At 38.0% G+C, this 22,615-nt stretch carries 17 protein-coding genes; 5 read left to right on the top strand and 12 right to left on the bottom strand.

What is annotated here, in order from left to right; all coding sequences use genetic code 11:
* Positions 1–9 precede the first annotated feature (9 nt).
* A complete protein-coding gene (gene gltB / locus C7958_RS07555; RefSeq protein WP_111572065.1) occupies positions 10–4,644 on the bottom strand; it encodes a glutamate synthase large subunit in 4,635 nt (1,544 codons plus the stop codon).
* A 329-nt stretch (positions 4,645–4,973) separates the two neighbouring features.
* Here gltB and C7958_RS07550 point away from each other — a divergent pair, with 329 nt between their 5' ends.
* Positions 4,974–7,310, top strand: a complete 2,337-nt coding sequence (locus tag C7958_RS07550) for an EAL domain-containing protein (RefSeq protein ID WP_111572064.1) — start codon at positions 4,974–4,976, stop codon at positions 7,308–7,310.
* A gap of 172 nt (positions 7,311–7,482) precedes the next feature.
* Here the strand turns inward: C7958_RS07550 and C7958_RS07545 are convergent, their stop codons facing one another.
* From C7958_RS07545 to C7958_RS07515, 7 genes are all read right to left on the bottom strand, one after another.
* Positions 7,483–8,169, bottom strand: coding sequence for a GntR family transcriptional regulator (locus C7958_RS07545; RefSeq protein ID WP_111572063.1), 687 nt, complete (start codon positions 8,167–8,169; stop codon positions 7,483–7,485).
* A 25-nt stretch (positions 8,170–8,194) separates the two neighbouring features.
* Positions 8,195–9,757, bottom strand: coding sequence for a UDP-glucose--hexose-1-phosphate uridylyltransferase (locus C7958_RS07540; RefSeq protein WP_111572062.1), 1,563 nt, complete (start codon positions 9,755–9,757; stop codon positions 8,195–8,197).
* Positions 9,758–9,932: 175 nt separating this feature from the next.
* Positions 9,933–10,925 (bottom strand): Gfo/Idh/MocA family protein, encoded by a 993-nt coding sequence (locus C7958_RS07535; protein WP_111572061.1) that lies wholly within the window; start codon positions 10,923–10,925, stop codon positions 9,933–9,935.
* A 191-nt stretch (positions 10,926–11,116) separates the two neighbouring features.
* Entirely contained in the window at positions 11,117–11,932 is an 816-nt protein-coding gene (locus tag C7958_RS07530; RefSeq protein WP_111572137.1) for an ABC transporter permease subunit, read from the bottom strand.
* Between the two features lie 15 nt (positions 11,933–11,947).
* Positions 11,948–12,868 carry a carbohydrate ABC transporter permease gene (locus C7958_RS07525; protein ID WP_111572060.1) on the bottom strand — a complete coding sequence of 307 codons (921 nt, stop codon included), beginning with the start codon at positions 12,866–12,868 and terminating at the stop codon, positions 11,948–11,950.
* A gap of 131 nt (positions 12,869–12,999) precedes the next feature.
* Positions 13,000–14,259: an ABC transporter substrate-binding protein gene (locus C7958_RS07520; protein ID WP_181453816.1), complete on the bottom strand. Its 1,260-nt coding sequence runs from the start codon at positions 14,257–14,259 to the stop codon at positions 13,000–13,002.
* Between the two features lie 305 nt (positions 14,260–14,564).
* A complete protein-coding gene (locus C7958_RS07515; RefSeq protein ID WP_111572059.1) occupies positions 14,565–14,969 on the bottom strand; it encodes a flagellar protein in 405 nt (134 codons plus the stop codon).
* Positions 14,970–15,209: 240 nt separating this feature from the next.
* On the opposite strand from C7958_RS07515, the gene C7958_RS07510 reads away from it, so the two are divergent.
* From C7958_RS07510 to C7958_RS07495, 4 genes are all read left to right on the top strand, one after another.
* Positions 15,210–16,220, top strand: coding sequence for a protein-glutamate methylesterase/protein-glutamine glutaminase (locus tag C7958_RS07510; RefSeq protein ID WP_111572058.1), 1,011 nt, complete (start codon positions 15,210–15,212; stop codon positions 16,218–16,220).
* Between the two features lie 6 nt (positions 16,221–16,226).
* Positions 16,227–17,012 carry a CheR family methyltransferase gene (locus tag C7958_RS07505; protein WP_111572057.1) on the top strand — a complete coding sequence of 262 codons (786 nt, stop codon included), beginning with the start codon at positions 16,227–16,229 and terminating at the stop codon, positions 17,010–17,012.
* 138 nt (positions 17,013–17,150) lie between these two features.
* A complete protein-coding gene (locus tag C7958_RS07500; RefSeq protein ID WP_166668495.1) occupies positions 17,151–17,414 on the top strand; it encodes a ribbon-helix-helix domain-containing protein in 264 nt (87 codons plus the stop codon).
* Positions 17,407–17,751, top strand: coding sequence for a type II toxin-antitoxin system VapC family toxin (locus C7958_RS07495; protein WP_111572055.1), 345 nt, complete (start codon positions 17,407–17,409; stop codon positions 17,749–17,751). Before C7958_RS07500 ends, C7958_RS07495 begins: the two co-directional genes overlap by 8 nt.
* 98 nt (positions 17,752–17,849) lie before the next feature.
* On the opposite strand, the gene C7958_RS07490 is transcribed toward C7958_RS07495, so the two are convergent.
* Genes C7958_RS07490 through C7958_RS07475 form a run of 4 tightly spaced genes read right to left on the bottom strand, consistent with a single transcriptional unit; the run spans position 17,850 to position 22,515 of the window.
* Positions 17,850–18,959, bottom strand: coding sequence for an iron-containing alcohol dehydrogenase family protein (locus tag C7958_RS07490; RefSeq protein WP_111572054.1), 1,110 nt, complete (start codon positions 18,957–18,959; stop codon positions 17,850–17,852).
* 35 nt (positions 18,960–18,994) lie between these two features.
* Positions 18,995–20,713, bottom strand: a complete 1,719-nt coding sequence (ilvD, locus tag C7958_RS07485) for a dihydroxy-acid dehydratase (protein ID WP_111572053.1) — start codon at positions 20,711–20,713, stop codon at positions 18,995–18,997.
* A 60-nt stretch (positions 20,714–20,773) separates the two neighbouring features.
* Complete coding sequence (locus C7958_RS07480; RefSeq protein WP_111572052.1) at positions 20,774–22,063, bottom strand: TRAP transporter large permease; 1,290 nt, start codon at positions 22,061–22,063, stop codon at positions 20,774–20,776.
* Positions 22,063–22,515 (bottom strand): TRAP transporter small permease, encoded by a 453-nt coding sequence (locus C7958_RS07475; RefSeq protein ID WP_181453815.1) that lies wholly within the window; start codon positions 22,513–22,515, stop codon positions 22,063–22,065. Before C7958_RS07475 ends, C7958_RS07480 begins: the two co-directional genes overlap by 1 nt.
* Positions 22,516–22,615 lie beyond the last annotated feature (100 nt).

Raw genomic sequence — 22,615 nt, 5'->3', positions numbered from 1 at the left:
TCCTCTGTCCTAATTTCCGCTGACTCGAGCTTTATCCTGAGCATTTTCTTCAAAAGCCTTCATTAAGGCATCATCTCTGCTTAGTCCCTGAGCTTTAAAGTTATCAATAGCAGTAATCATCCGCTTATAATCACAGGGCATTACTCGAATGAACTTCGATTTATACTTTTCCCAGTTATTTAGAATCTCAGCCGCACGATCACTTCCAGTATATTTTAAATGTTCTTTAATCATTTCTTTAACCATCATTTCATCTTCAGTTTCTGTTAAATACTCAAGTTCAATCATGTCTCTATTAACTTTTTCTCTAAAATCAGCTTCCAGATCAAATACATAGGCGGTTCCACCAGTCATTCCGGCAGCAAAATTACGTCCAACCTGGCCGAGCACAACAACTTTACCACCTGTCATGTATTCACAGCCATGGTCTCCCAGGCCTTCGACAACAGCATTGACACCACTGTTGCGGACACAGAAACGCTCACCCGCTTTTCCTTCTATATAAGCTTCACCGGCAGTTGCACCAAAAAAGGCCACATTGCCGATAATGATATTGTTTTCAGCCTTAAACTTTGACCGTTCTGACTTCTCAACAATCACTTTAGCTCCAGAAAGTCCTTTGCCCAGATAATCATTACTGTCTCCTTTGAGTCTAAAAGTAACTCCCCGTGGCAGATAGGCGGCAAAACTCTGTCCGGCTGAACCTTCAAAATTGAGCTGAATTGTATCTTCCGGCAGTCCATCAGCTCCATGAAGTTTAGTTATCTCACTGCCCAGAATAGTTCCCACAACTCGATCTGTATTTTTGATCTTTAAGTCTTTTTCGAGCTGAACCTCATGTTCAACTGCCTCTTTTGTCAGCTCAAGCAGTTCCCTCAGGTCCAGACTTTTATCCAGACCGTGGTCCTGCTTCTGCTGACAGTAAACAGCCTTTTCTTTTGCCTTTTCCGGCTGATAAAGAATAGAAGCATAGTCAAGCCCTTTTGCTTTCCAGTGTTCTTCTCTCTTATCCTGCCTCAATTTATCAACTCTACCTACCAGTTCATTAACCGATCGGAAACCTAAAGCTGCCAGTTCCCGGCGAAAATCTTCAGCCATAAAGCGCATAAAGTTAACCACATGTTCCGGTTTGCCAGTGAATTTTTTCCGCAGTTCCGGATCCTGGGTCGCAACTCCCACAGGACAGGTATTCTTACTGCAGACTCTCATCATAATACAGCCTAAAGCAACTAAAGGAGTTGTCGCAAAACCATATTCTTCTGCTCCCAGCATTGCTGCCACTGCTAGATCTTTTCCGGTCATTATCTTACCATCAGTTTCCAGTGTAACCCGATCCCGCAGGTCATTTAAAACAAGGGTCTGGTGCGTCTCGGAAAGTCCAAGCTCCCAGGGAAGTCCTGCGTGCTGAATACTGGTCCGGGGAGAAGCACCGGTACCACCATCATAACCGCTGATCAAAATTACATCTGCTTTACCTTTGGCTACTCCGGCCGCAACAGTCCCAACTCCAACTTCAGAAACCAGCTTAACATTGATCCGGGCTTCACGGTTTGCATTTTTTAGATCATGAATCAGCTGGGCCAGGTCTTCAATTGAATAAATGTCATGGTGTGGTGGAGGTGAAATCAAACCAACTCCCGGGGTTGTCCCTCTGGTTTCTGCAATCCAGGGATATACTTTTTTGCCGGGCAGCTGTCCACCTTCACCCGGTTTAGCTCCCTGGGCCATCTTGATCTGAATTTCTTGAGCATTTGCCAGATAGTGAGAATTAACTCCAAAACGGCCTGATGCAACCTGTTTAATTGCACTGCTGCGCAGATCTCCATTTGGATCCCGGGTAAAGCGTTCCGGATTTTCTCCCCCCTCACCGGTGTTGCTCTTACCACCAATTCTATTCATTGCGACTGCCAGAGCTTCATGTGCTTCCTGACTGATCGAACCATAGGACATAGCTCCAGTTTTAAACCTTTTCATTATCTCTGCCGCCGGTTCAACTTCCTCTAAAGGAATAGGTTCCGGCTGATATTGTGGTTCTAAAAGTCCGCGCAGAGTTAGCATTCTGGAACTCTGATCATTCAACTTATTTCTATATTCTTTAAATAAATCATAATTATTTTCTCTTACTGCCCGCTGCAGCAGATAAATAGTCTCCGGATCATAAAGATGTTCTTCTCCATCTTTACGCCAGCTGAAACTGCCGCCGGAATCAAGTGTTTCTTTTTCTACTTTAACCCCTTTAAAAGCACTGTCATGACGCATAATGCTTTCTTTTTCAATTTCATCTATTCCAATACCACCGATCCTCGAAGCGGTACGGCAGAAATATTTATCAATTACTGCTTCCGAAATTCCAACTGCTTCAAAAATCTGGGCCCCCCTGTAGCTCTGCACTGTAGAGATTCCCATTTTGGCCATAACCTTGACCACACCTTTAACAGCTGCCTTAATATATTTCTGAACAGCAGTTTCCTTCGGCATCTCCAGATGACCTTCTTCAACTAGATCCTCTAAAGTTGCATAGGCCAGATAAGGATTTACTGCATCGGCTCCATAACCAATTAAAACTGAAAAATGATGAACTTCTTTTGGCTCACCTGATTCTAATACCAGGCTGACCTCTGTTCTTAAGCCTTTTTTGATTAAATAATGGTGCAGGCCGCTGACTGCCAGAAGTGCAGGTACGGCAACTTTTTTGTTATTAACTCCTCGATCAGAAAGAATTAGCATATTAACATCTTCAGCAATTAATTCTTCTGCTTCAGCACATAATTCTTCCATTCTGGCAGCCAGACTGCCGCATTCTTCCTCTTTTTCGAAGACAATATCCAGAGTCGCTGTTTTAAATCCTTCTCGGTCTAGATTTTTAATTAGCTCCAGCTCTTCATTTCTTAAAAGAGGGTGTTCTAACTCCAGCTGGCGGCAGCTTTTGGAATCGGGCTGCAGTAAATTGCCTTCTGAACCCAAAAATGTATTGGCTGCTGTAATCAGCTTTTCTCTAATCGAATCAATTGGAGGATTGGTTACCTGGGCAAAGCGCTGCTTAAAATAGTTATATAAAAGCTGTGGCTGGTCAGATAAAACTGCCAGCGAAGCATCATTACCCATTGAACCGATTGGATCAACTCCATCTCTGGCCATCGGAATTAAAAGCTTCTGTAATTCCTCATAGCTGTAGCCAAAACTCTTCTGCAGCTTAACCAGACTGGAGGACTGCAAATCCTCTTTTCCTAGGGTTTTATTTTCAGTTTCCACAGCCGCAGTTTGAGAACTTTCAGAATCAGCTTTTAGATCTTTCAATTTCAGCAGCTCGTCCTCAAGCCACTTACCATAAGGCTCAGCTGAAGCAATATCTGCCTTTAACTCCTGATCATTGATGATCCTGCCTTTTTCTGTATCTAAAAGCAGCATCTTACCCGGTTCCAGGCGCTGTTTGCTGATAACTTTTTCTTCGGGGAGCTCCAGGACTCCAACCTCAGAAGATAGGATCAGTAAATCATCATCTGTAATATAATATCTCGAAGGCCGCAGACCATTACGGTCCAGCACTGCTCCCACCTGAGTCCCATCGGTAAAGGCCATTGCAGCAGGGCCATCCCAGGCTTCCATTAGAGTACTGTGATAATGATAAAAGTCCCGCTTCTTTTTTTCCATCTGCTCGTTGTGCTCCCAGGGCTCTGGTATCATCATCATCATTGAATGGGCCAGTGAACGACCATTTAAAGTTAAAAATTCCAGCACATTATCAAAACGAGCCGAGTCACTGCCTTCCCGGGCGATAACTGGCAGCAGATCTTTTAACTCATCTCCAAAAATTTCACTTTCAAATATTCCTTCCCGGGCCCGCATCCAGTTCTGGTTGCCGAGCATAGTATTAATCTCACCATTGTGAATCAAGTAGCGGTTCGGATGTGCTCTCTCCCAGCTGGGAAAAGTATTGGTGCTAAAACGTGAATGAACAAGAGCAATAGCTGACTTCAGCTCCGGCTGCGATAAATCGGGGAAAAATCCTTCCAGCTGCCCCGGAGTCAGCATTCCTTTATAAACTAAAGTACGGCTGGAAAGGGAAGCAAAATACAGTTCTCCCTGATATTCAGAATTACGAATTTTATTTTCAATTTTTTTGCGAATCAAATATAACCTGCGTTCAAAATCTATTCCCTGCTCTACTTCTTTAGACTTCTCAATAAAAATTTGCGAAAAATGGGGCATAACTTCCAGGGCTGAATCGCCAAGACCGTCCGGATTAACCGGAACATCCCGCCAGGCGATAACCTGCTGTCCCTCAACCTCTACAGCAGCCTCTACAATTTCTTTAACTCCTTTTCTCTTCTCTTCCTCCCGGGGCAGAAAAACCATTCCTGTTCCATAATTTCCCTGTTCCGGCAGACTTACTTTTTCTGACTTCAGTTTCTGTCTTAAAAAGCTGTCAGGAAGCTGAAGAAGTATCCCGGCTCCATCACCGGTGTTCTCCTCACTACCACTTGCTCCCCGATGACTTAAATTGACAAGCACTTCTAAAGCCTGTTCGACTATCTGATGAGACTTCTGACCTTTAATATGGCTCACAAATCCCATACCACAGGCATCATGTTCAAATTCTGGACTGTACAATCCCTGCTTCTCAGGCATTTTTGTAAAAGTCATAGTAAATCATTCCTTCTCTCTTGGATTAGTTTGTACTTGATTTCTCTAGTACCAGGTACAAAAACGCGTTTTTGTACCTGGTACCTATATATATGTTGGTTCTTAAAAGGTGTACTATTTAGTATAAAGCCAAAGCTGCAGACTGTAAATAGATTAAATGATTTCTATCCTTGTATACAGGGATTATATTAAATTTAACTAAGCAAAACAGGATTTTCGATATTTATAGCGAACTATAATAAAAGAAGATCCAAATTATAGTATTTCATTACCGCAATTATATAAACTACTTAAAACAAAATCAATCAGAGCAGGTGTATCTATAAAATATGAAAAGTATTAGTTTTCGCAATAAGATTCTCGCTTTAATCCTAACAATCATCGTAGTTTTTACTCTAACTGTCATTATTGCAATTACCAATAGTTTTAACTGGATTTTGGAAGATATCATCTTTGAAAATGAGATAAATAATGTGGCTCAGAAGTCAGAACTGACCGCCAACTGGTTTGAAAAAAAGAAATCTGACTTAGAAATTTATGCAAACACTCAGATAGTACAATTTGGGAGCTGGCAGGCAAAATTAAATTATCTGCAGTCTGAATTACATAAAAGAAGTGATAATTACTTTTTCTTTTTTATAGCCGACCACAATGGAAATTACAGCACTACCCTTGAGCAAAATGCAGGTAATATTAGTAACAGAGGTTATTTTGAAGAAGTTTTATCTGGCAAAACAGTGATTTCAGACCCGATAATTTCTAAATCTACAGGTAAGCCAATAATTGTCATTGCTTCACCAATTTCGGGAAATAGTCTCTCTTTGCTGGGAGCAACAATCAAAATAAATGATTTATCAAATTATATTAATAGATATACGATTAAAAATGAGGGTATCTATTCCTTTATTATCAATGGAAAAGGAAATATAGTCGCTCATCCAGATCAGAAGGAATTAAATAACCATCATTTTTATAATTTTAGCAGTTTCTTTGATTATCGATATGACTTTGTTGAAAATATTAAAAATAACGAGCGGGGAAATTTAACTTTTAAAGAAAACAATATCCAAAAGCACGCCTTTTATCAGACAATACCGGGTACTGAAAACTGGAAAATAGTTAGTGTTCTGCCTCAGAGCTATCTGCAGCAGTCCGTGGACCAGGTCAATAAAATTATTATTATGATTTCTGTAATTACTATTATTATAGCAATAATTTTAAGTATTTTTCTTTCCCATAATATTGCCAGTCCAATAATCCAGCTTAAAAACACCTTTCAAAAGGGTGCTTCTGGGAATTTAAATATCCGTTCAGAGATAAACAGTGATGATGAAATTGGAGAGGCTGCAGAAAGTTTTAATCAGATGATGGATGTTATTAAAGACCTAAGCTATAATGATGCGCTGACCGGCCTGCCCAATATAAATTATTTTAAGAAAGAATTGGAAAACTATTTAGCTGAATTAAAGGACGAGAAATTATATTTATGTGCTGTTGGTATTGATGATTTTAAATCTATTAATGATAGTTTTGGCCATAACGCAGGTGATCAAATTTTAAAGAAATTAGCCAATAGATTATCAAATCAGCTGCAGTCTGCTCACTTAATCAGTCGGGTTGGAGACGAGTTTTACTTTTATTTAACAGAAAACGATCTAAAAGCTAAGCAAAGTATAGAAGAGCGATTAGAAAATATTTTGGCCCATATTAATAGTGATTATTTTATAAATGAGAGTATAATTTATCTTAAATCGAGTCTGGGTGTTTCAATCTATCCAGACGACAGCAAAAAAATAGAGAAACTGCTTAAAAATTCCAGTTTAGCCATGCATTCGGTCAAAAGAAATAGCTCAGATAAAATGGCTTTTTATTCAGTCAATGTTGATAAGAGCATTTCTGAAAAAAAGAAACTCGAAAATAATCTGGCCCCTGCTCTTAAAAGTGAAGAATTCATCCTGCACTATCAAAGCTTTAATGCTGGAAAAAGTGAAAAAGTAGTAGGTTTTGAAGCTCTAATCAGGTGGCAGCATCCAACTAAAGGCTTAATTCCACCCGGAGTTTTTATCCCACTGGCAGAAGAAAATGGGTTTATCAAAGAAATTGGTAACTGGGTTTTAGAAAAGGCCTGTCGAGAAATTAAGTTGTTAAATGACCAACTTGAAAGCGATTACTATCTTTCGGTTAATGTCAGTCCAGAGCAGTTTATAGCCAAAGATTTTATTAGAACTGTAGAAAATGCGCTCAATAAAACTGGTCTCGAACCCCAGAATCTGGAATTAGAAATTACCGAAAGGACAACTGTAGAAAACATTGATTATACAATTGAGGTTCTGGATCGACTAAATCAAATGGGGGTTAAAACAGCTATTGATGATTTTGGAACCGGTTATTCTTCCTTAAATTATATTAAGGAATTTGCAATCAATACTTTAAAAATTGACAAATCATTTATTGATGAATTTTTAGACAATCTCAACAATCGAGCCATCGTCAACACAATTATTACTCTGGCTCATAATCTGAACTTAAGTGTTGTCGCAGAAGGTGTAGAAAGCAGACAACAGGCTGAACAGCTCAAAAAAGCCGGCTGTGATATTATTCAGGGTTATTACTACAGCCATCCGGCTCCACTTAAAAAAATTATTTCGGAATTAAAAAATAGTTGAAAGTGATTAATAAGTAATTAGTTAAAAAACACTTAGAAAAACCGCTTCCCAATTTAACAGGAAGCGGTTTTAATTTATTCTATTTAACTGATTAACTGAATTTGATTTTATATATTTCAATTCTTTTTAATCATCTTTAATCCTCTTAATCCTTTTTAAAACTTTTCTAATCTTATTTCTGTTCTTTTTCAAAAACAGTAATTATGCTCTGCCAGGCGGCTCTAATATGATCTTCGGCACAGTTGCGTGCCCGGTCGGCATCTCCACTGCTGATTGCCTCAGCCAATTCCTTGTGTTCAGCCAGAAATTCCTGCATTCGGCCCTCACGGGAAAAACTGCTGCGGCGAAAACGGGTAGCCTGTTCGAAAAGTGTATCTAAAAACTTCTCCAGCCACTTATTATTGGAGGCTTCCTTGATTATCCGGTGAAAGGCAACATCGACCCGGATACAGCCCCGCTGATCATTATGCTCGATACACTCTTCCAGCTCTTCTGTATATTCTTTGAGCTGTCCCTTCTGCTTTTCATTAATATTTTGAGCGGCCAGATAGGCAGCCAGCCCTTCCAATTCGGTTCTTAACTGAAAAATATCATCAATTTCTTTTTTCGTTTCTATTCCAGCCACAAAAACTCCCTGCTGGGGAATTATATTAATTAGCTCTTCCTGTTCCAGCATTCTAAAGGCTTCGCGAACCGGAGTCCTGCTGACACTGAGCTCATCTGCTATCTCCATCTCAGTAATTTTTTCCCCAATCATCAGCTCACCTTTTAAAATTGCCTCCCGCAAAACATTGTAAACCTGCTTGCGCAATGGCTCATAACTATAAGAATCAATCGCATTTAAATTAAATTTGCTCATACTCTATCACTTCCTTCTCAAATTATTATAGCTCTGAGGTTTCAATTCCTACATCTGCTAAAAAACGCTCAAAGCCCTTATATCCTATTGAATTATTTTTATAAACACCAGCATCTTCCAGAACGCGGCTGAATTTGCCGGCAACTTCAGCTTCTACAACTTTTTCGGCCTCTTCCTTACTTAAGTTAATGCCGTATTCGTTTTTTAGCTCGCTTACCCAGGCTAAGTGTTTTTCCAGACCTTCTTTTTGTTCCAGTTCTTCCAACTTAAGATCTCCACTTAGATAACTGGAAATCCAGTTTAATTCCTTTTTCAGTCGGCCGGGCAGAATCGCTCTTCCCATAACTTCAATCAGACCAATATTTTCCTGCTTTATATGATGTAAGTCTGCATGAGGATGAAAAATACCTGCCGGATATTCTTCGCTCTTGCGATTGTTGCGCAGTACTAAATCCAGCTCATAAACCCCCTCTTTTCTCCGGGCAATGGGGGTAATAGTATTATGTGCTTTCTGTTTGCCATCAACCTGAGAAAAGGCTAAAATATCAAGATCTGAATCAGAATACTGACGCCAGTTCTCCAGTATTTTAGCAGCCAGGTTGATAATATCTTCTCTGACGTCAGCCCTTAATCTAATAACTGACATCGGCCACTTAACTCTGCTGATTTCGACCTCTGGAAAAGCTGGATGCTGATAAAATGCTTCTGCTTCAGCCTCTTCCATCGGAAAAATATGGCGTCCGCCCTGATAGTGATCATGATTTAAAATCGAACCACCGACCAGTGGTAAATCAGCATTGGAACCAATAAAATAATGCGGGATCTGATCAATAAAGTCCAGCAGCACTGCAAAAGTATTTTTATCAATCTGCATCGGAATATGTTCTTTATGAAAAACTATACAGTGCTCATTGTAATAAACATAAGGGGAATACTGTAAAAACCAGTCTTCATTCTGCAGTTTTAAAGGTACAACTCTGTGATTTTGACGAGCCGGATGGCTGAAAGTTCCTGGAAAACCAACGTTCTCCAGACAGAGATAGCATTTAGGATAATTGCTCTGGGGCTCTTCCTTAGCCCTGGCAATCTCATCCGGATCCTTTTCCGGTTTGGAAAGATTAATAGTTATCTCAATCTGGCCGTATTCACTTTCGGCCTTCCAGTTTAAATCTCTGGCAATTCTTGCCTGACGGATATAATTGCTGGCCTTGGCAAAATTATAGTATTCATCTGTAGCCCTTTTTATTCCCTCTATATCCGCAGTCCTGTAAAAACGCCGACCAATCTCAGACTGCCGGGGTGTCATCGCTCCCATAATCTTAGTATCCAGAAGATCTCTTTCTGTTACCCGATCACTTATCAATTCCTTTTCTACAGCAAAATCTAAAAGCTGATCCAGTAAAACCTGGGGCTCAGACGGTACTTCAAAATCATCTGCTGTCAGTTCCGGGGCAGGACTTGCTTTAATTTTCAAGATATCTCTAATCTGATTTCGAGCTGCAACCTTATCCCAGTCACCAAGCAAATTATTGGCTTCACCATAAACTAATAATTTTTCTATAAGCTGATTAATTTTTTCTATTTCCACAATTCAACCTCCTGTCAAATACTAACTGTGAAAAATTAAATTACTTAAACAAAAAACAAATTACTAAAACTGCAGTGTTAAATTAAACTGATTCATAAAATCTTATTGCTTATTATTGTATTTGATTTCAGGCAAAAAATCCAGTTATCAGCAGAAATTTATCTAGAACCTAAAACTAAAGCTTAACAACAGTCTCTTCTGCAGCCGATTTGCGCATAGCATCCATTACTTTGAGATTGGCGTAAGTTTCCTCATCTACTTTAAGAGGGACTTCTGTATCATTGAGGACTGCTTCAGCAAAAGCTTCAACTTCCAGCAGATACTGGGGACCTGTCTCCACCGGAATCCTTTCTACTTCTCCATTTTTATCAAGCAGAAAATAATTATCTTCCAGCCAGGAGAAAAAGCCCGGAATCCGAATAATCCCTTCTGTACCTACAAGCTCTAAATCCTGTTCATTATAGGAGTTTAGACTGTAATAAAGACTGGCAAAGACTCCCCCTTCAAAATAGAGGATTGCACTGCCGCTTAAATCAACCCCGGCTGCAGTTTCTTTTTCAAAGAAATTAGCAACTTTTGTCGGCAGCCCTCCCATTAAATAGCGAGAAATATTGACTGTATAACAGCCGATATCATTTAATGCTCCTCCATCAAGCTCTGCATTCAGCCGGATATCGTCTTTACGGTCACTAATGTCAAAAGCGAAGTTACTCTTGATCTCTTTGACCTCACCAATGACTCCTTTTTCTATCATTTCCTTGAGCTTTATGACAAAGGGTTGAAATCTATACATAAATGCTTCCATTAATTTGACCTTATTCTTTTTAGCTGCTGCAAACATTTCTTCTGCCTCAGCTTTGCTTTTACCGGAAAGAGGTTTTTCACATAAGATATGTTTACCGGCTTCTGCAGCTTTAATTGTCCATTCTTTGTGCAGGCCATTGGGCAGTGGAATATAAACTGCCTCTATTTCTTCATCTTCCAGTAATTTTTGATAATCATCATAATATTTATCTGCATCAAATTCCTCAGCAAAATCTGCTGCCTTTTCTTTATTACGGCTGGCAACTGCATATAATTCAGAGTTATCAGCTCCAATAATTCCAGGTATAACTGCTTTGCGGGCAATATTGGCACATCCTAAAATTCCCCATTTAACTTTTTTCATTATCAGATCACTCCTCATGAGCTCTATTTTTTGTCTAATTTCTTGCTTTCTTATTCTTTTCCTAATTATTATTTCTTGAAAAAAGTTTCAATTCCTTTTTTAACTGTAAAAATTAAGGTATAAAAGATAAAACTCAGCCTCTTAAAAGACTGAGTCTATCTATATTTTTTATTAATTTTTAAGATGAAATCTTAACCCTTAACTGAACCAGCAAGCATTCCTTTAATAAAGTAACGGCCAAAAATTATATAAACTAAAAGTGTGGGTAAAGCAGTAATTAAAGCACCTGCCATCTGTACATTCCACTCAACAACTTGACTTCCGGCCAGATTGGTCAGCGCAACGGTTATTGGCTGACTTTTAGTATTAGTTAAAGTTACAGCAAAAAGAAACTCATTCCAAATATTTGTAAACTGCCAGATAAAGACAACTACAAATGACGGAATAGAAATCGGAAAGAAAATATGTCGGTAAATGCTAAAGATGTTAGCACCATCAACCTTTGCTGCTTCTGTCAGGGCATCCGGTACATCCTGATAATAGTTTCTAAACATTAGCGTAGTAATCGGCAGTCCATAAACCACGTGCACTAAAATCAAACCTGGTATCGAACCGTAAAGTCCAATTGACTGCATAAACTGCACCAATGGAAAAAGCACACTCTGATAAGGAATAAACATTCCAAATAAAATCAGCGCAAAAAGTGTATCTGAACCTTTAAACTTCCAGTGGGACAATACATAACCATTCATTGAACCCATAATAGCTGAAAGTAGGGTTGCCGGAATTACCAAATAAAAACTGTTAAGTACATTTGGAGCCAGCTTGGCAAAAGCCTCTGTAAATCCTTCAAAAGAAATGGAAGAAGGCAGCTGCCACATTGTATTAATCGAGACATCGGCAAATGGTTTTAAACTGGTACTAAGTAAAACATACATTGGAGTTAGAAAAAATAGTGCAAATAAAATTAAAATACTGTATCTGATTACTTTTTCTCGAGTAGTCATTTTATCATTCATTGGCTAATCCTCCTTAAAGCTGTGGACCAGATATGGAATAATCAGCAGTCCAACCATCATTAAGAGCACAATCGCAATTGCGGAACCTGTAGAATAGCGATTGGATCTAAAAGTGGCCTCAAACATATAGACTGCAGGTATATCTGTAACATTATTTGGTCCACTACCTGTCATTGCATAAATTAAAGCAAAGGCTTTAAGTGAAACATGAGCCAGAACTATAATTGCCGAAAGAGTAATTGGCTTTTGAATCGGAAATAATATTTTCGAAAAAACCTGCCATTTGCTGGCACCATCAATCCGGGCTGCCTCAATTAACTGCTGATCAATACCTCGCAGACCGGCAAGCCACATGGCCATTGTATAACCCGAATACTGCCAGACAGCAGCTATAATAACTGCAATCAGCGCAATATTAAAACCTAAAACATTGCCGGTGCTGGTAAACCAGCCCCACTGCAGACTATTTAAACCGAGCTGCTCAAAAAGCAGGTTGATACCCCTGGGGTTATTTGGAAGACGGCCAGGAGCAAAAATCCAGCGCCAGACTGTACCTGTTACAACAAAAGAGATTGCCATCGGGAATAAATAAAGATTTTGAAAAAAGTAGCCTCCCTTAGGCTTATTATTCAAAATTAATGATAATAAGATTCCTATTGCCAGACAACCCAGAATAAAAAAGAGCGTAAAATACAGAGTATTCCAGAGATCTGTCTGAAATCTTGATTCCTGCAGCAGACCTATATAATTCTCAAACCATACATAATCTTTAGCTTTGCGCATAAAATTTGAAAAAGTATCCCAGTCAAGCATTGAAATCTGAATAGTGCGGCTGATAAAGCCATAAACAAATACTGCAAGAGTAATAATTGATGGTGATAAAATTGCAAGTGAAGTAAGTGATTCTTTATGTTTTCTTTTCATTTCTATCACTCCATAAAATAAATCTTCCCCTCCCAAACATTCAGGAGGGGAGATATTTGCATTCTTTACCAAAATTGTTTATTGTATCAATTCTTTGATTTTAGTTAAACTTCCAGCTGCTTTAAATTAATTTACTGAACATATTCCTCATGATTTGCCTGGAAACTTTCAAATGCCTGATCTACATCACCAGTTGTGATAAACTCATTAATTGTATCATTCATAGCTGTGATGAATCCTTCAGGAGCAGCAGAACCATGAACAATGGATGGTGATAATGTATCACTTGCAAAGTCTTCCATTGCACTTGTTAAATAAGCGTCATATTTGCTTTCATCTGCATCTAAACGTGCAGGAATTGAACCTTTAATTGGGTTAAATGTATCCTGGCCTTCTACAGAAGCAATAGTTTTTAACCATTTTTTAGCATTTTCAGGATTTGGAGCACCTTTTGGCAGTCCAAAAGTATCAGTTACAACTATAAATGTTCCTTCTGAACCAGGTACAGGCATCCAGCCAAATTCTTCACCAGGAGTCCAGCCTAACTGCTTTAAGTAACCTTCTGCCCAGTCACCCATAATATTAAATCCAGCTTCACCTTCCTGCATAATCTGAGTTGCATCCTGCCAGGTTAGAGCTGAGTGATCATCGTTTACATATTCCATAATTTTATCAAAATAAACCAGTGCTTCTCTAACAGCTGGATCATCAGCAGCAGTTGAACCATTCCAGAGACCATTATAACCATCAGGGCCTAAAGTTGCTACCAATAATGTTTCAAAAATCTGACCAGCAGGCCACTTATTTGTATCACCAAGAGCCAGTGGAACCACACCTGCCTCATCAAGTTCTGCCAGAGCATCAACAAAACTATCTAAATCTGTTGGAGGTTCAACTCCATTTTCTTCAAGTACTGATTTATTATAGAACATAGCATTGGAACGGTGAACATTAACAGGAATAGAATAATATTCGCCTTCATAAGAAGACATTTCTAAAATCTGCTGATTAAATTTATCTTTTACTCCCCACTCTTCCAGCAGGCCAGTAATTGGCTGCATCATTCCAGTTTCAACATAGGTGTCAACTAACTCAGCTCCACCATGTACCTGGAATGAATCCGGAGGATTTCCACCGACCATTCTAGTTTTAAGCACAGCTTTAGCGTTAGAACCAGCACCACCAGCAACGGTAGCATTAATAACTTCAACATCGGGATATTGTTCATTGAAAAGTTCAATTAAAGCATTCAGACCTTCTTCTTCTCCACCACCGGTCCACCAGCTAAAAATTTCCACTTCTCCATCTTGAGCCACAGCAGAAAAACTGAGGCCAAACATCAAAGCAACTACCAATAGAACACTCAGCAATGTACTCTTTTTCAACAACATTTTTTGTCCTCCTTATTTTTTTATTCAGATTTAAGAAATGTTTAAACAGAATAAAAACACCTAATCTAATTACCACCTCCGATGAACAAATATTCAGATTTCTAAAGCTAAATAAAATAACAATTAAATACCATGCAAAACAAATCATAGATTCATTCTATATATCATTATATCATATTTAGAGCAAATTAAAAGATTATTTTGAAAATTATTTTTTCAAACAAAGTCAGCCCCTACTTTCAGACTGACCTGTTTTAAAAAGTTAATAAAATAGCAGTATTCAGCTCACAATCTCAATTATAGATTTAATTATTTTTAAAACGATCCTTTAAAAACATTCCTTTACTATCTTTTTGTTTTTCTTCCTCAGCTGGTTCATCTCCCTGATTAAAATCATTAATCATTTTGGAGCGGCAGCTGTCACAGAATAATCCAGATTTGATTTCACAGCCGCAGCGCTTGCATTTCAAGGTATAATCAATTAGCAGTCCTTCAGCAGCCAGTCTTTCCTCCCGCATAAACTTAATTATCAGTTCTTTTTCCACGCCAGTTTCTTTAGATACTTTGATTGCTGTAGAATTAGGATGCTCCCATAAATACTCTTTAACTATTTCAAATTTTTCTTCCTCACTCGATCGACAATCGGAACAAACTTTCTGACCAGCTGAAGAAAATAATTTCCCGCATTCCTTACAATTTATTAACTCCATTATACTCAACTCCCTAATTATTGCTTTATTTTAAAATAATAAAAACCATCCTAAAATTATTTCCGTATTTACATTATAACACAGAGTCATTTAAGCCTCCAGAGGTTTTAAGACATTTTTTGACAAATTCAGCTCAAAATCGTATAATCTTTATCTAGATAATCAAATATTTATAGAGGTTTTTGCCTGCAGATAAAGAATATATAAATTAGAGATAAAGAAAATTGAGGAGGTTAAAAAATGCTTAAAGTTTTAATCTGTGATGATTCTGCTTTTATGAGAAAAATCTACTCAGATACTATCGAAAAGGATCCAGACCTGGAAGTTGCAGCAACTGCATATAACGGTCAGGACGCCCTCCGTAAACTTAAAAAAATAGATGTTGATCTTTTAATGTTAGATGTAGAAATGCCAAAATTAAATGGCCTTGAAACATTGGAGATTGTTAAAGATAAATATCCAAAAATACCTGTGATCATGGTCAGTGCTCTGGATAACAGAGAAACTGTAATTAAAGCCCTGGAATTAGGAGCTTTTGACTTTATTCCCAAACCTTCAGGCTCTATTTCCTTAAATATTGATTCAATTAAAGAGGAACTGCTGCTTAAGTTGAAAGCTGCTGCAGATTCTAATGACACTTTTAAAGCTAAAAAGGTTAAAAAAAGGGTGATTAAAAACAGCAGCTCTTTTCCAATAGTTGCAGTTGGTGCATCATCCGGCGGCCCCCGGGCCTTAAATACATTATTCGAAGATATTGCTGAAAATTCTTCAGCAGCCTTTGTAATTGTCCAGCATATGCCGGCCGGTTTTACAGAAACACTGGCCGAAAGACTAAATAATATTTCGGGACTTAAAATTAAAGAAGCCGAGGAAGGTGATACTTTAAAACCCGGTCATGGTCTCCTGGCACCCGGTGATTTCCACTTAGAAATCGATGCTCAGGGAAGGGTTAAATTAAATAAAAAAGACAGACGGCACGGAGTTCGACCCTGTGTTGATTATATGATGCAGAGTCTTGCCGAGCATTTTGATGGCGACAGGCTTTTAGGAGTTATTTTAACTGGAATGGGCCATGATGGAGCCGAGGGAATGTCTGCCATTGTAAATAAAGGTGGATATGGTATAATAGAATCTAAAGAAACAGCACTGGTTTATGGTATGCCTTCTTCAGCAGTAAAGGCTGGAGCCTATCATGAAATTAAAAGAATAGATGAAATCGGAAAAAGAATTACAGAAATTGTGGAGGGATAAATTTAAATGGGAATTACTTTTACAGAGTTTAAAGATCGGGCAAAGGAAATTTTGAATATTGATTTAGATGGCTATAAGTTAGACCGAGTAGAGAGAAGAACCAAAAGTTTAATGCGCAGATATCAGGTGGATGATTTTGACAAGTGTATTGATTTAATTAAGCATGACACAGAATTTAAAGATGCTTATCTAAACCACTTTACTATCAATACCTCAGAGTTTTTTCGTAATCCGGAGAATTTTGAATTTTTGCAGTCAGATGTATTTCCAAAACTATTTGCAGAAAAGAAAAAGGTTAAAATCTGGAGTGCTCCCTGTTCTAACGGCTCAGAACCCTATACCATGGCAATCATTTTAAAAGAAATGGGAATCAGCCCTGGTAAGTTCGAAATCTATGCTACAGACTTAGATCATACAATTTTAGATACTGCCCGCCAGGGAGAATATAAGGAGAATTCTCTTAAAAATGTTTCGGATAAGATCTTAAATAAATACTTTAAAGAAAGTTCTGATGGCAAAACTTATGCCCTGAACTCCGAAATTAAGAGGATGGTAAAATTTGAGCAGAAAGATTTAATTAATGCTCGTTTCAAAGCCGACTGGGATCTCATATTAAGCCGCAACTTTTTTATCTATTTAACTAAAGATATGAAAGATCAGCTAATCAAGAAATTTACCTCTGTTTTAAATCCGGGAGGCTACTTTTTCCTCGGTAATACTGAATATATTTTTTCACCCGAAAAATATGGGCTGGATAAAATTTTCCAGTCGTTTTATAAGTATCAGGGCTAGTTTAGTATTCTGGCTCAACTTTTAATCGCCCTCAGGGGCGATTTTTCTTTTTAATTTGTAATTATCTGCAGATAGATGTATAATTATATTAAAATAGACGTATATGTATATCACACAAATTATCTGAGGTGGTTAAGCATGAGTGAAAAAAAAGAACGCCTGCAATTTTATATTGACCAGGATGCAAATGAGAAACTGGGAATTATTTCTGAAAAACTTGGTGTTTCCAAAGCATCTCTAGTGCGAGAAGGAGTCAATAAAATACTAAAAGAAAAGCTGCCTTTAGAAAAAGATACAGCCTATGATCTTATCGGCTTGATAGATGAAGAGCTTGAGGATAATAATATTGCAAAAGACCATGATCAATATTTATATGCTGAAAAGAGGCCAGAAGATGAGTAAATCTCAGCTTTTTGTAAAACTTACAAACGAAACAATTTTCGTAGACACCAGCGCCTGGTTTGCCTTATTAAGTAAAAATGATAAAAATCATCAAAAAATCAAAAATAATAGTTTACCTTTCAAGTTTATCAAACTAATTAATAAATCAATGATGATCAAAAAAATTCATATTGAAGCAAAAACAGAAAAGAATGTGATAAAAATCCTTGAGAATTACAAAGACCAGCGATTTAGTTATGTTGATGCTACTTCTTTTGCAGTTATGAATAGACTTGAGCTTAAATATGCTTTAAGTTTAGATCGCCACTTTGCAGCCGCTGGATTTATAATACCCTAAATAATAACAGCCAGCCCAAACCTGAATTCTAAATGGGTTGGGCTGGCTTTAATATTAATTCCTCGGAGGGTGGAATTTTATTAACTTTTTAATTTAAACTAATTAACTTCTGCTTCTACTTTTTTCATAGCCTCAATTATCATTTCCTCTGTTACCTTCATCGGCATTTTGAGCATTACTGTATCATTAACAGATTTAGCTGCCGTTTTTTTGAGGTTTTCTTCGTTAAAAGTAAGTCCCAGTCCCTTAAATGAAGGTACTAATCCAAGCTGATTGAAAAAGTCAATCACATCATCTATATAAGCCTGCGGCTTTTCTTCCAGATAGAGCTGAACAATAATTCCATAACCAACTTTTAAACCGTGTAAAACTTCATGTGATTCCTCCATTGCGGTCATTCCATTATGGATTCCGTGAGCTGCTGCGCCCCGGGAAGTATTCTGACCCAGACTCTGAATAATTGTGGTCAGATAAATATTTAAGTCTATAACCTCCATTAGTTCTGGACCCAGCTCATTGTTTTCACACTGCTCAACAGCTGTAATGGCTTCTTTACGCATTTTATTATATAAAATTTCAGCCAAATTCATAGCTACAACAGTTTCTAAGCTGGGATCATCAATTCCACTGGCAACAGCCTGGCCCTCATACCATTTGGCAAGTGAGTCTAAAATACCGGATTTTAAATATTTGGCAGGTGCTTCCGCAATGATCCCGGGATCCACCATTACCAGACGTGGATTTTGAGTCATAAAATAATCTTTCTCAAACTGACCATCTTCTGTATAAACTACAGCAAAAGCTGAGCCAGCCGCACAGGTAGCAGCAATTGTAGGAACTGCGGCAACTGGAAGCCTCATATCTTCTGCAGCTGCCTTGGCTGTATCAATCGCCTTCCCCCCGCCAACACCGATTACCAAATCAGCATTCATCGCTTCTGCTTTTTCCTTTATGAGATCTATATTTGACTGACAGACCTCACCTTTAAAAACATTCTTTTCCCAGTAAATCTCATATTGATCCAGAGACTCAGTTAAATCTTTTTCTGCAGCTTTAAGTGCTCTCACACCACCGCTGATTAAAACTCTTGTTCCCCATTCACTTACATAGGCACCGGCCTTTTTTAAAATATCTTTTTCATTGATATACTGAGCTGGGGCTGCCTGCAGATAAGCTGTCTGAGGATCTAAATAAACTTTTTTATCCATTTTCTTCACCTCATATCAAATTATTTATTATAAATCTATTCCATACCGATATAAGCGCCCTTAGCAGCAGGGACAGCATGGCGAATATAAAGTCCTAAAGTCCCTTTATTAAATTTAGGTTCTGGTTTAACCCACTTTTCTTTTCTTGCAGCCAGAATTTTATCTATTTCAGCTGCAGATTTTTCTTGACCATTGATACCTATTATATTTAATTTTCGCTCTGGAATATCAATTTCTAAAAGATCTCCATCTTCAACCAGGGCAATTGGACCTCCATCTACAGCTTCTGGAGAAACATGACCGATAGCCGGACCACGAGTAGCTCCTGAATAACGCCCATCTGTAATTAAGGCTGTCGAAGTATTTAACACCTCGTCTGAAGCTATTGCTTCACTGGTGTAAAACATCTCCGGCATACCGCTTCCTTTTGGTCCTTCATAACGAATGATTACTGCATCACCTGACACAATATCACCGGAAAGTACTGCTTCCAGTGCTTCTTCCTCTGTATCATAGGCTTTGATCTTTCCTTTAAACTTGTGCATCTCCGGCTCAACAGCAGAATGTTTAACTACTGCTCCCATTGGAGCCAGATTACCTTTGAGTACTGCCAGAGAACCCTCATCATTTATCGGAGCAGATGCTGGATAAATTACATCAGCAGGCAGATTAGCAGGAGCTTCACTTTCCATATAATCTAAATAGCTAAATTTATCAAGTTCTTCTAAATTTTCTGCCAGAGTTTTTCCGGTCACAGTCATCTGATCTAAATGTAAATAATCTTTTAGTTCTTTCATTATGGCCGGAAGTCCACCTGCATACCAGAAATAATGAGTTGGATAATCACCACTGGTTTTAACATTGGCTATAAAAGGTATTTTCCGGTGGATCTGATCAAATTCATCCAGTTCAATCTCAATCCCAAATTCATGGGCAATTGCCGGAATATGCAGCAGTGCATTTGTTGAGCCACCAATTGCTGCATGGATCATCACTGCATTTTCAAATGACTTTCGGGTAATTATATCAGATGGTTTTAGTCCCTTTTTAACTAACTCAACTAAATAATGGCCTGCCTCTTTTGTCATCTCTGCCAGTGCAGGACTGGTTGAGGGAATTAAAGCCGCTCCCGGTAAAGCTAAGCCAAGTGCTTCAGCCATCAGCTGCATTGTAGATGCTGTCCCCATAAACTGACAGGCTCCACAGCTGGGACAGGCCGAATACTGATATTCTTTAAATTCAGCTTCTGTAATTTCACCCCGCTGCAGCTGAGCAGAATAAGTTCCTACCATTTCCAGGGTTAAACCATCCGGACCGGGAGCCATAGCTCCTCCTGGAATATGAACTGCTGGCAGATCAAGTCTCATAATCGACATTAAATGAGCCGGCACAGACTTATCACAGCTGGAAAAAAGAGCAATCCCATCATAAGGGGCTGCCATTGCCTGGATTTCAACCATATTGGCAATCATCTCTCTCGAAACAAGGGAATAATTCATTCCATCATGTCCCTGGGCAATTCCATCACAAATATCTGAAGTTGTCATTCGACTTCCCATCACATCAATATCTTTTAATTCTTTTTTCAACAAAGTAACATATTTATCTAAATGAAAACTTCCTGGATGACCATTGCCATAGGTATTGGCGATTACAATTTGCATTTTATCTAAGTCTTCAGCTTTCCAGTCCATCCCCATCCGCAGGGCATCAATTTCTGCTCCCTGTTTTCTGATTTTTTGACTTCTAAGCAATCAAATCATCTCCTCATCATAAAAAGGTAATATCCAATTTAAATTTATATTATAATTTATTTAAGCAAAAGTATTTGGAATAAACATTACTAACTGTGGAAAAGCAATTAAAAGTGCCAACACTGCCAGTAAGGTGAATAAAAACGGTAATATTGATTTAACCAGTTCTTCTAAAGTAATATTGGCCACCCCTGTTGCTACATATAATACTGTACCAACCGGAGGAGTAATTAAACCTATCCCTAAGTTAATTGACATAATAACTCCAAAATAAACAGGATCAATACCGACTGACTTCATTACTGGCAGCAGTATCGGAGCCAGAATTAACATTGCAGGAGTTAAATCCATTACAAAACCAACCAGAAATAATAAAACATTAGCTATTAGTAAAACACCTATTGGGCGGCTGGTAATAGAAGTCAATAAATTAGCCAATGTAAAGGGAACTCTGGCCATAGTTAAAAGCCAGGCAGTTACCATTGCCATTCCACATAAAAATAAGACTATTGCAGTTGTTTTTGCTGTTGCTAAAAGTATATCAGGTAAATCTTTAATAGTAATTTCTCTATAGGCAAATAAACCGAGTAATAAAGCCACAAAGGCCGCTACAACTCCAGCTTCAGTTGCCGTAAAAATACCACCTAAAATACCACCAACAACTAAAACCGGAATTGTCAGAGCAAGCCAGGCTTTTTTGAAGGTCTTCCATAAACGACTAAAACTGAATTCTGCAACCTGTTCTGAACCTTCAATATGTCCGTAGCCGTGCTTTTTAGTTGTGATATAAGTTGTGACCATTAAAGACAAACCAACAATAATTCCGGGAATAATACCTGCTAAAAAAAGCTGGGCAATTGAAGTATTAGTAATAATTCCATACAAAATAAAAGGAATACTTGGGGGGATAATAATCCCAATAACAGCTGAAGAAGCAGTAATCGCTGCTGAATAATCTGCCGGATAATCCTGTTCAATCATCGGAGGTATTAAAAGGCCACCAATGGCTGCTGTATCAGCAATTGCAGAACCGGAAATACCACCAAAAAACATGCTGGCCAAGATATTAACATGGCCCAGGCCACCGGTAATATGACCAACTATCGCATCAGCAAAGTCAACCAGACGCTTGGCGATTCCACCTCTGTTCATTACTTCACCTACAAACATAAAAAATGGGATAGCTAAAAGTGGAAAACTATTCATACCTGAGATCATTTTTGAAGGCAGTACCATAAATGGCAGATCCATCGCATTCATAATTGCAATATTTGATAAACCAAGGCTAAATACAACCGGAATCCCGGCTAAAACAAATGTAAAAAGTGTTCCTAAAAAGAGCCAGAGCATTATTCAGCACCTCCAATATCTTCCATAATATCAAACTTTTCTTTTTCATCTTTAATATATAACTCTATATGTTTTTTGATTTTAATGAAATTAATAACCACCATCATAAAGCCACTGACTGGAACCACAGCATAAACTAAACTCATTGGAATATAGAGCGCCGGTGAAACATTTGTAGCAGAAATTGCCACAATATATCCATAATATGTTATAAATCCTACTACAAGTAAAATTAATAAATCCGAAATTATGTTAACTATGTTCTGAGCTTTAGCAGATTTAATTTTCGCTACAACAAAATTCAAACCAACATGATCATCTGTAGTGTAGGCAAAAACTGCGCCCAAAAATGAAATCCAGATGAAAATAAATCGTGCCAGCTCATCAGCCCACCCCAAAGAACTATTTAAAATAAAACGAGCAAAAACATTAGCCCCAACAATAACAAACATTATTAAACTTGAATTCGGCAAGTAAAAAGTTAAAGTAGTTCTTTTTAGATTTTTGCCGTTAAAAAATCATTTCAATCTTTAAAAATAAAATATTTTATTG

The organism is Halanaerobium saccharolyticum, assembly GCF_003259895.1.
Taxonomy (GTDB): domain Bacteria; phylum Bacillota; class Halanaerobiia; order Halanaerobiales; family Halanaerobiaceae; genus Halanaerobium; species Halanaerobium saccharolyticum_A.
The sequence above is the reverse complement of the archived record's forward strand: the minus strand, read 5'-3'. Positions and strand labels throughout refer to the sequence as shown.

Coding starts and splice junctions, on each gene's coding strand:
- C7958_RS07530 (WP_111572137.1), bottom strand. CDS start 11,932: ATGACTACTCGAGAAAAAGTAATCAGATACAGTATTTTAATTTTATTT.
- C7958_RS07545 (WP_111572063.1), bottom strand. CDS start 8,169: ATGAGCAAATTTAATTTAAATGCGATTGATTCTTATAGTTATGAGCCA.
- C7958_RS07480 (WP_111572052.1), bottom strand. CDS start 22,063: ATGCTCTGGCTCTTTTTAGGAACACTTTTTACATTTGTTTTAGCCGGG.
- gltB (WP_111572065.1), bottom strand. CDS start 4,644: ATGACTTTTACAAAAATGCCTGAGAAGCAGGGATTGTACAGTCCAGAA.
- C7958_RS07515 (WP_111572059.1), bottom strand. CDS start 14,969: ATGGAGTTAATAAATTGTAAGGAATGCGGGAAATTATTTTCTTCAGCT.
- C7958_RS07525 (WP_111572060.1), bottom strand. CDS start 12,868: ATGAAAAGAAAACATAAAGAATCACTTACTTCACTTGCAATTTTATCA.
- C7958_RS07520 (WP_181453816.1), bottom strand. CDS start 14,259: ATGTTGTTGAAAAAGAGTACATTGCTGAGTGTTCTATTGGTAGTTGCT.
- C7958_RS07500 (WP_166668495.1), top strand. CDS start 17,151: ATGAGTGAAAAAAAAGAACGCCTGCAATTTTATATTGACCAGGATGCA.
- C7958_RS07510 (WP_111572058.1), top strand. CDS start 15,210: ATGCTTAAAGTTTTAATCTGTGATGATTCTGCTTTTATGAGAAAAATC.
- C7958_RS07550 (WP_111572064.1), top strand. CDS start 4,974: ATGAAAAGTATTAGTTTTCGCAATAAGATTCTCGCTTTAATCCTAACA.
- C7958_RS07495 (WP_111572055.1), top strand. CDS start 17,407: ATGAGTAAATCTCAGCTTTTTGTAAAACTTACAAACGAAACAATTTTC.
- C7958_RS07535 (WP_111572061.1), bottom strand. CDS start 10,925: ATGAAAAAAGTTAAATGGGGAATTTTAGGATGTGCCAATATTGCCCGC.
- C7958_RS07505 (WP_111572057.1), top strand. CDS start 16,227: ATGGGAATTACTTTTACAGAGTTTAAAGATCGGGCAAAGGAAATTTTG.
- C7958_RS07475 (WP_181453815.1), bottom strand. CDS start 22,515: ATGTTTGTTATTGTTGGGGCTAATGTTTTTGCTCGTTTTATTTTAAAT.
- C7958_RS07490 (WP_111572054.1), bottom strand. CDS start 18,959: ATGGATAAAAAAGTTTATTTAGATCCTCAGACAGCTTATCTGCAGGCA.